Source organism: Sphingomonas sp. NPDC019816 (genome assembly GCF_050274375.1).
Classification (GTDB): domain Bacteria; phylum Pseudomonadota; class Alphaproteobacteria; order Sphingomonadales; family Sphingomonadaceae; genus Sphingomonas.
The window spans coordinates 1-7,676 of the sequence record NZ_JBNNOB010000154.1; the positions used below are offsets into that span (position 1 = coordinate 1).

Consider the following 7,676-nt stretch of genomic DNA (forward strand, 5'->3'; position numbering starts at 1 on the left):
GGAGTCTCACCGAGACCATCGCTCGCGGCCTGCCCTCCCCCATCCCCTCCCGCCTGCGGGAGGGGCGTGCCAAGCAGCGATGGCAAGCGCGACTCCACCTATCGCCCCCCGCCAAATCCCCCTAAACCCCCGCCATGCAACACTATGACGCGATCATCCTCGGCGCAGGCGCGGCGGGGCTCATGGCGGCGGCGACCGCCGGGCAGCGGGGGCGGCGGGTGCTGGTCGTCGATCATGCCGATGCGCCGGGCAAGAAGATCCTGATCTCGGGCGGCGGGCGGTGCAACTTCACCAATATCGGCACCGCGCCCGACCGTTTCCTCTCAAGCAATCCACATTTCGCCAAGTCGGCGCTCGGCCGCTACACGGCGGCCGATTTCCTGGCACTGGTCGAGGCGCATGGCATCGCCTGGCATGAAAAGACGCTGGGGCAGCTGTTCTGCGACGGATCGGCGCGACAGATCGTCGAGATGCTGCTCGACGAATGCGACAAGGCGGCGCGGTCGGGTGGCCTAGTGGACATCGCACTGGGCGCGCCTTTGGACGCGGTGACGCATGACGGCACGACCTTCCACATCACCCGGCGCGGCGAACAGGCGACCGCCCCCCGCCTGATCGTCGCGACCGGGGGGCCGAGCATCCCCAAGATGGGCGCGACCGGCTATGCCTATGACCTCGCGCGCCAGTTCGGATTGAAGGTCGTCGAGCCGCGCCCCGCCCTCGTCCCCCTGACGCTGGGCGGCGACGAGACTTTGTTCCGCTCCCTATCGGGCGTCGCGTCGGAGGTCGTGGCGCGCGCAGGCAAGACGCGGTTCCGCGAGGCGGCGTTGTTCACCCATCGCGGGCTGTCCGGCCCGGCAATCCTGCAAGTGTCCTCCTATTGGCGGCATGGTGAGCCGATCGCGATCGACTTCACCCCCGACGCCGCGCCCGACTGGCTGATCGCCGCCAAGCGCGCGCAGCCCCGGCTGTCGCTACGCCGGGCGCTGGGCCAGCATCTGCCCGACCGGCTGGCCGAGACGCTGGCCGAACGGCTGGCGCTGCCCGCAGAACTGGGGGCGGCGACGGATAAGCTGTTGAACGGGGCCGCCGCCCGCCTGGCCGACTGGCCGTTCCACCCCAATGGCTCGGAGGGCTATGCCAAGGCCGAAGTGACAGTCGGCGGCGTCTCGACCGCCGGCCTGTTGTCGCGCACACTGGAGGCCAAGGCGGTGCCGGGGCTGCATTTCGTCGGCGAGGCGGTGGACGTCACCGGCTGGCTGGGCGGCTATAATTTCCAATGGGCTTGGGCGAGCGGGCGCGCGGCGGGCGAGGCCGTCTGACGGGCGATCCCTTTCCCATCCCTACAGGGCGGCGAGGCCGATCCCCGGCCGTGCCCAATGCGCCATCCGGTCGCCCGCCTGCGCCCGGACGAAGCATTCGCCCCCTTCGTCGCGGTGACGCCGGCAGAGCAGATCGGCCTCGGGCCGGGTCAGCCCGCCGATCGACAGGCGGTAGAGATTGCCCTCGGGCCGCCGTACGGTCGCGCTGAGCGGCGCATAGCGGGTGAAGCCCGAATGATCGCGGGTCAGCTTCGCCCAGGCCTTTTGCGCGCCGTCATCGGTGGCGAAGGCGCCAAGCTGCACGTTCCATTCGCCCTTGGGGTGAACCGCCTGGCGCTCCTCGGCGCGGCGCAGAAGCGCGGGCGTCGTGACCAAGGCCGGCGCCATGCGCACCATGCGCGATGCGGCCGCCTCCACTCCCGGCAACGCGTCGCGGGTGGCGGGCGCGGCCAATGGCTCAGGGCTGGCGGCGATCCGCCCGTCATCCCCTTTTGACGGGGCGTCGGGCAGTCCTCGGACCATGTCGTTGACCACCACGACCGAGGGCGCCGCGTTGAGCGCCAGCGTCACCGGCTGGCCGGTATCCGCCGCGCGCGCGACGCCGAGCAGCTGCGCGACCTGATCGCCCGGACCGTTCATCGTGGAGAAGGACGCCCATTCCTGCATCCGCGCCTCGACATCGGCCGGCGCCATGTCCGCCGACGCCGCCATGCGCGCCATGCCCCACTGGCCGGCCAGCGCCAGCGCCAGCGCCAGATTCTGGCGCGTTTTGGCGGTCGCGCCGGGTTCGCGAACGGCGGCGGTCAGCACGCGCACGCCGTCGCCGCCGGCCAGTGCCAGCGCGAGCCCCAGATCGGCGGCCGGGATCGCGTCGGCATGCTGCGCCAGCACCACGCGTGCGCCCTCGCCATCGCCGCCAGCGATCAGCGCCAGCGACAGGTTGAGCGCCGATCGACCATCGGCGGGATCGAGTTGCAGCGTATCCGCGAAAGCCTGCCGCGCCGAGGCGAAGCGCCCCGCCAGCAGATAGCTTTGCCCCAACAGCGCCCGGTACCCCGCGCGGCGCGGTTCCGCCGCCACCAGCCGCTCGGCCAGCGCGACGGCACTTCCTCCGTCGCGCTGCGCCAGGATGCGGCGGGTCTGCTCGGCCAGCGCGGCGGTGGCGCGTTCGTCCGCACCCGCGCGCTCGGCCGGCACCGTGCGTGCGGCACGACGATCGGCGGCGCAACCGGTCAGGGTCGCGCCCAGCATCAGGGCGCTGGCGGTGCCGGCGATAAGAGTGCGGATCATCGTCATGGGCAATCACCGGTCCGAGCATGGCGGGAAAGGCGCAGCGCCCTCCATCGCCTCCGCCCGACGCGACACGGCTGGCGGCGGATGGTCATGGCCCCTTTCCCCAATCGGCAACCACGCTACGCCGCCCATTCTAAGGAAACGTTAAGCCGTCCGACGGCATAACCGCACGGCTTTACCACGCCCCGTCGCCCGGGCATGGCGGGGGGGGCGGGCATGGCGGGCAGGACAACCTCTTGGAGGATCGAAGGATGATGCGCAGCTTTCCACGGACAGGCACCGGCCTGGTCGCGCTCGCCACGTGTCTCGTGGCGGCCCCGGCATTCGCCGATGTGAAGGCGGGCGTCGATGCCTGGGCGCGTGGCGATTATCGCACGGCGGTGGAGGAATGGCGCCCCGCCGCGATCGCCGGCGACGCCGATGCGCAGTTCAATCTGGGCCAGGCGTATAAGCTGGGCCGCGGCGTGCCGGTCGATCCCACGCTCGCCGAAAGCTGGTTCCGCAAGGCGGCCGCGCAGGGGCATCTTCAGGCCGCCGACAATTACGGGCTGGCTATGTTCCAGTCAGGCAAGCGCGCCGACGCCGTGCCCTGGCTGGAAAAGTCGGTGGCGCGGGGCGAACCGCGCGCGCAGCTGGTGCTGGGCACCATGTTGTTCAACGGTGATGGCGTCACCCGCGACTATCCGCGCGCCTATGCGCTGATGACGCTGGCCTCGCAGAACGGGCTGAAGGCCGCGTCGGAGACGCTGGCGCAGATGGACCAGTATATCACCCCCGCCGACCGGCAGAAGGGCATCCAGCTGGTCCAGCAATATGCGGCACGCGCCGCCGCGATCCCCGCCCCGGCCGCCCTGCCGCCACAGGCACCGCGCCGTATCGTCGATACGCGCGGTTCGACGCCGCCGCAGCCGGTCCAATCGGTACAGTCGGTGCCCCTGCCCCCGTCGACGCCCGCGACCGCCGGGGCCAGCTATCCCGTACCGGGCCAGCCGGCCGAGCCACCCCACGCCGTCACCGCGCCCCGTACGCCCCCAAAACCGCAGCCCCAGCCCCAGGCAAAGCCGCCGGCCAAGGCGAAGCCGCAAACCGTGACCGGCGGACCGTGGCGGATCCAGCTGGGGGCGTTCCGCGACCGCGGCAACGCCACCGGCCTGTGGCAGAAGGTGCGCGGACGGCTGGGCGGTGCGCAGCCCCATTATGTCACGGCGGGCGGCGTGACCCGGCTTCAGGCGGGCGGCTATGCCAATCGCGGCGAGGCGCAGGCGGCGTGCTCCCGGTCAGGCCAGCCCTGCGTGGTGGTCGCCCCCTGACCCGGTAGCGCGGGCGACAATGCGATCAGGCCGTGATCCACTCCGCCCGCGCGATACCCTGGACATAGAGCAGCGCGGTCAGGTCGTTGTAATCGATCCGCGCCGCCGCCGCGCCGGCGACGATCGGCTTGGCGCGGTAGGCGACGCCCAGCCCCGCGCGGCGGATCATCGCCAGGTCGTTCGCGCCGTCGCCGACCGCGAGACTGGCCGAGGCGTCGAGGCCCAGATCGGCGAGCGCCTCGACCAGCGTCTTTTCCTTCGTGTCCGACCCGACGATGGGTTTGCGCACCGTGCCGGTCAGCTTGCCATGCGCGATCTCCAGATAATTGGCGATGGCGCGGTCGAAGCCGATTTCGGCAGCGACCGGCTCGGCGAAGCGGGTGAAGCCGCCCGACACCAGAATGGCACAGCCCCCGCGCGCCTTCATCGTGCGGATCAGCGTGCGCGCCCCCGCCATCAATGTCACCCGCTCGGCCAGGCATTGTTCGATAACGCTCTCGTCCAGCCCTTCGAGCAGCGCGACGCGCGCGTCGAGTGCGGCGGCGAAGTCCAGCTCACCGCGCATCGCGCGCTCGGTCACCTCGGCGACCTGTTCCTTGATCCCGGCATAATCGGCCAGTTCGTCGATGCACTCGACGGTGATCATGGTCGAATCCATGTCGGCGACCAGCAGCCGCTTCTCGCGATGGTCGGCGGGCTGCACGATGACGTCGGTGGCATCGAACCAGCCCTCGAGCGCCTCGCGCGCCGCCAGCGGATCGCCGGTGAAGTCGAGGTCCGCCGCCACGCCCGTATCGATCCAGCGCGTCGCCGCGACGGTGCAACCCGCCGCCGCCAGTTTCTCCTGCGCCGTCGTCAAATCGGCATCGGCCAGTTGGCCCTTGGCTGCTATCAGCGTGGCGATGAACATGGCGAACTCCTCTGACCGTCCTGGGCTCGCGCTCATCGCAGGGCCGACCGCCAGCGGCAAGTCCGCATTGGCGCTCGATCTGGCGAAGGCGACCGGCGGCACGATCATCAATGCCGATTCGGCGCAGGTGTACCGCGACCTGTCGATCCTCACCGCCCGGCCCTTGCCGGACGAAGTGGCGCAGACCCCCCACCGGCTGTTCGGCCATGTCGACGGCGCGGACACCGGCTATTCGGCGGCGCGCTGGGCAGCGGAGGCACGCGCCGCCATAGACGACAGCGTGGCGGCGGCATCGCTGCCCATCCTGGTCGGCGGCACCGGCCTTTATATGCGTACCCTGCTCGACGGCATCGCGCCGGTGCCCGCCATCGATCCCTACATCCGCGCCCGGGTCCGCGCCCTACCCGTCGCCGAGGCGCATGCGGCCCTGTCGCTGGAGGACCCCGTTGCCGCCGCGCGGTTGAACGCCGCCGACACCACCCGCGTCGCTCGTGCGCTGGAGGTGGTGCGCTCGACCGGCCGGCCGCTACACGAATGGCAGGCGCGGAAGGAAGGTGGCATCGGTGACCGCATCGCACTGTCCGCCGTCATCCTGCTGCCCGACCGCGACTGGCTGAACGCGCGGATCGACCGGCGTTTCGGCGAGATGCTGGACGAGGGGCTGGACGAAGCCGCCGCCCTGCTCGCAAGGCCCGACCTGCCCGATGACGCCCCCATCCGCCGCGCGATCGGCGTGCCCGAGGCCGCGGCGCTGCTGGCGGGCACCATGACCCGCGCCGAGGCCGAGGCGGCGGGGGCGCTAGCGACAAGGCGTTACGCCAAAAGGCAATATACCTGGTTCCGGCATCAGCCCGGCCCCAATTGGATGGTGATCTCCGACACCCGACCGGATGTGCGCCGCAACATAATAGAAACTTTATTACGTCTTTGACGGTTGACGCGCACTTTTTAAACCTGTAGCCGCGCCATTCCCGACACGCCCCGTCAGCGGGCAACGGATGCAGAAGGACGAAGACGATGACCGAGAAAAGCGGAGCCGATATCCTGGTCGAGGCGCTGTGCGATCTCGGCGTGGAGGTCGTCTTCGGCTATCCGGGTGGTGCGGTGCTGCCGATCTATGACGCCATGTTCCGGTCGAAGCGCATCCGCCACATTCTCGTCCGCCACGAACAGGCGGCGACCCATGCGGCGGAGGGCTATGCCCGCTCGACCGGCAAGCCCGGCGTGGTGCTCGTCACCTCCGGCCCCGGCGCGACCAATGCCGTCACCGGCATCACCGACGCGCTGCTCGATTCGATCCCGATGGTGGTCATCACCGGCCAGGTGCCGACCGCACTGATCGGCACCGACGCGTTCCAGGAAGCCGATACGGTCGGCATCACGCGCCATTGCTCCAAGCACAACTATCTCGTGAAGGACCCCGCGCGTCTGGGCGAGGTGGTGCATGAGGCGTTCCATATCGCGACCTCGGGCCGCCCCGGTCCGGTCGTGATCGACATCCCCAAGGACGTGCAGGTCGCCACCGCCCGCTATCAGAAGCCGGGTCCGATCCGTCACAAGACCTATCGCCCGCAGGTGAAGGCCGACCAAGCCCAGATCGAGCAACTGGTCGACATGCTGGCGGCGGCCGAACGCCCCGTCTTCTATACCGGCGGCGGCATCATCAATTCGGGTCCGGCCGCGTCGCAGCTGCTGCGCGAACTGGCCCGCATCACCGGCGCGCCCGTCACCTCGACCCTGATGGGTCTGGGCGCCTTCCCGGCCAGCGATCCGCAATGGCTGGGCATGCTGGGCATGCACGGCACCTACGAAGCCAATATGGCGATGAACCAGGCCGACCTCGTGGTCGCGCTGGGCAGCCGCTTCGACGATCGCGTGACCGGGCGTCTGGACGCGTTCAGCCCCAACAGCCGCAAGGTCCATGTCGATATCGACCGGTCGAGCGTGAACAAGAATGTCCGCGTCGACCTGGCGATCATCGCCGATGTCGGCCACGCGCTGGAGGATGCGGTGCGCATCTGGAAGTCGCGCCAGCATCCCAAGCCCGACACCACCGAGTGGCAGCGCCGTATCGCGGGCTGGCGCGCGGTCGGCTGCCTCTCCTTCCCGGAAGCGGGTGACGCCATCATGCCGCAGCGGGCGATCCGGGCGCTGTACGAGGCAACCCAGGCGCGCCAGCCGATCATCACGACCGAGGTTGGCCAGCACCAGATGTGGGCCGCGCAGCATTTCGGCTTCGAAAAGCCTAACAAGTGGCTGACGAGCGGTGGTCTCGGCACCATGGGTTACGGCCTGCCCGCCGCGATCGGTGCGCAGCTGGGTAATCCGGGCGCGCTGGTCATCGACATCGCGGGTGAAGCCTCGATCCAGATGAACATCCAGGAACTCGCAACGGCGACGCAGTATCGCCTGCCGGTCAAGATTTTCATCCTGAACAACGAATATATGGGCATGGTCCGCCAGTGGCAGGAACTGACCTATGAAAGCCGCTATGCCGAAAGCTATTCGGACTCGCTGCCCGACTTCGTGAAGCTGGGCGAGGCCTATGGCTGGAAGGGCATCCTCATTGAGCATCGGAACCAGCTGGAGGACGGCATTGCCGCGATGCTGGACCATGACGGGCCGGTGATCGTCGACTGCCGCGTGGCCAAGCTCGCCAACTGCTTCCCGATGATCCCGTCGGGGGCCGCGCATACCGACATGATCCTGCAGGCCAATGAGGTATCGGGCACCATGGACGACGAGGCCAAGGCGCTGGTTTGACGACCATTCCCCTCCCGCAGGCGGGAGGGGTTAGGGGAGGGCTTTCCCTTCCCTCGCCTTCCCTCCCCCGGCCCCTCC

6 protein-coding genes are annotated in these 7,676 nt (G+C 69.6%); 4 read left to right on the forward strand and 2 right to left on the reverse strand.

Annotated features, from left to right (window positions below; genetic code table 11):
- Nucleotides 1–134 precede the first annotated feature (134 nt).
- The gene (locus ACQKJZ_RS16755) at nucleotides 135–1,322 is read left to right on the forward strand and encodes an NAD(P)/FAD-dependent oxidoreductase (protein WP_427732533.1); all 1,188 of its coding nucleotides are present in this window, start codon (nucleotides 135–137) and stop codon (nucleotides 1,320–1,322) included.
- A gap of 21 nt (nucleotides 1,323–1,343) precedes the next feature.
- On the opposite strand, the gene ACQKJZ_RS16760 is transcribed toward ACQKJZ_RS16755, so the two are convergent.
- Nucleotides 1,344–2,612, reverse strand: coding sequence for an SPOR domain-containing protein (locus ACQKJZ_RS16760; protein WP_427732535.1), 1,269 nt, complete (start codon nucleotides 2,610–2,612; stop codon nucleotides 1,344–1,346).
- Between the two features lie 254 nt (nucleotides 2,613–2,866).
- Between ACQKJZ_RS16760 and ACQKJZ_RS16765 the strand changes: the two genes are divergently transcribed.
- Complete coding sequence (locus ACQKJZ_RS16765) at nucleotides 2,867–3,925, forward strand: SPOR domain-containing protein (protein ID WP_427732537.1); 1,059 nt, start codon at nucleotides 2,867–2,869, stop codon at nucleotides 3,923–3,925.
- Between the two features lie 25 nt (nucleotides 3,926–3,950).
- Here the strand turns inward: ACQKJZ_RS16765 and serB are convergent, their stop codons facing one another.
- Nucleotides 3,951–4,835, reverse strand: a complete 885-nt coding sequence (gene serB / locus ACQKJZ_RS16770; protein ID WP_427732539.1) for a phosphoserine phosphatase SerB — start codon at nucleotides 4,833–4,835, stop codon at nucleotides 3,951–3,953.
- Here serB and miaA point away from each other — a divergent pair.
- Nucleotides 4,834–5,766, forward strand: coding sequence for a tRNA (adenosine(37)-N6)-dimethylallyltransferase MiaA (gene miaA, locus ACQKJZ_RS16775; RefSeq protein WP_427732541.1), 933 nt, complete (start codon nucleotides 4,834–4,836; stop codon nucleotides 5,764–5,766). The two genes, serB and miaA, sit on opposite strands and share 2 nt — an antisense overlap.
- Nucleotides 5,767–5,852: 86 nt before the next feature.
- A complete protein-coding gene (locus ACQKJZ_RS16780; RefSeq protein ID WP_427732543.1) occupies nucleotides 5,853–7,598 on the forward strand; it encodes an acetolactate synthase 3 large subunit in 1,746 nt (581 codons plus the stop codon).
- The last annotated feature ends 78 nt before the right edge of the window (nucleotides 7,599–7,676 follow it).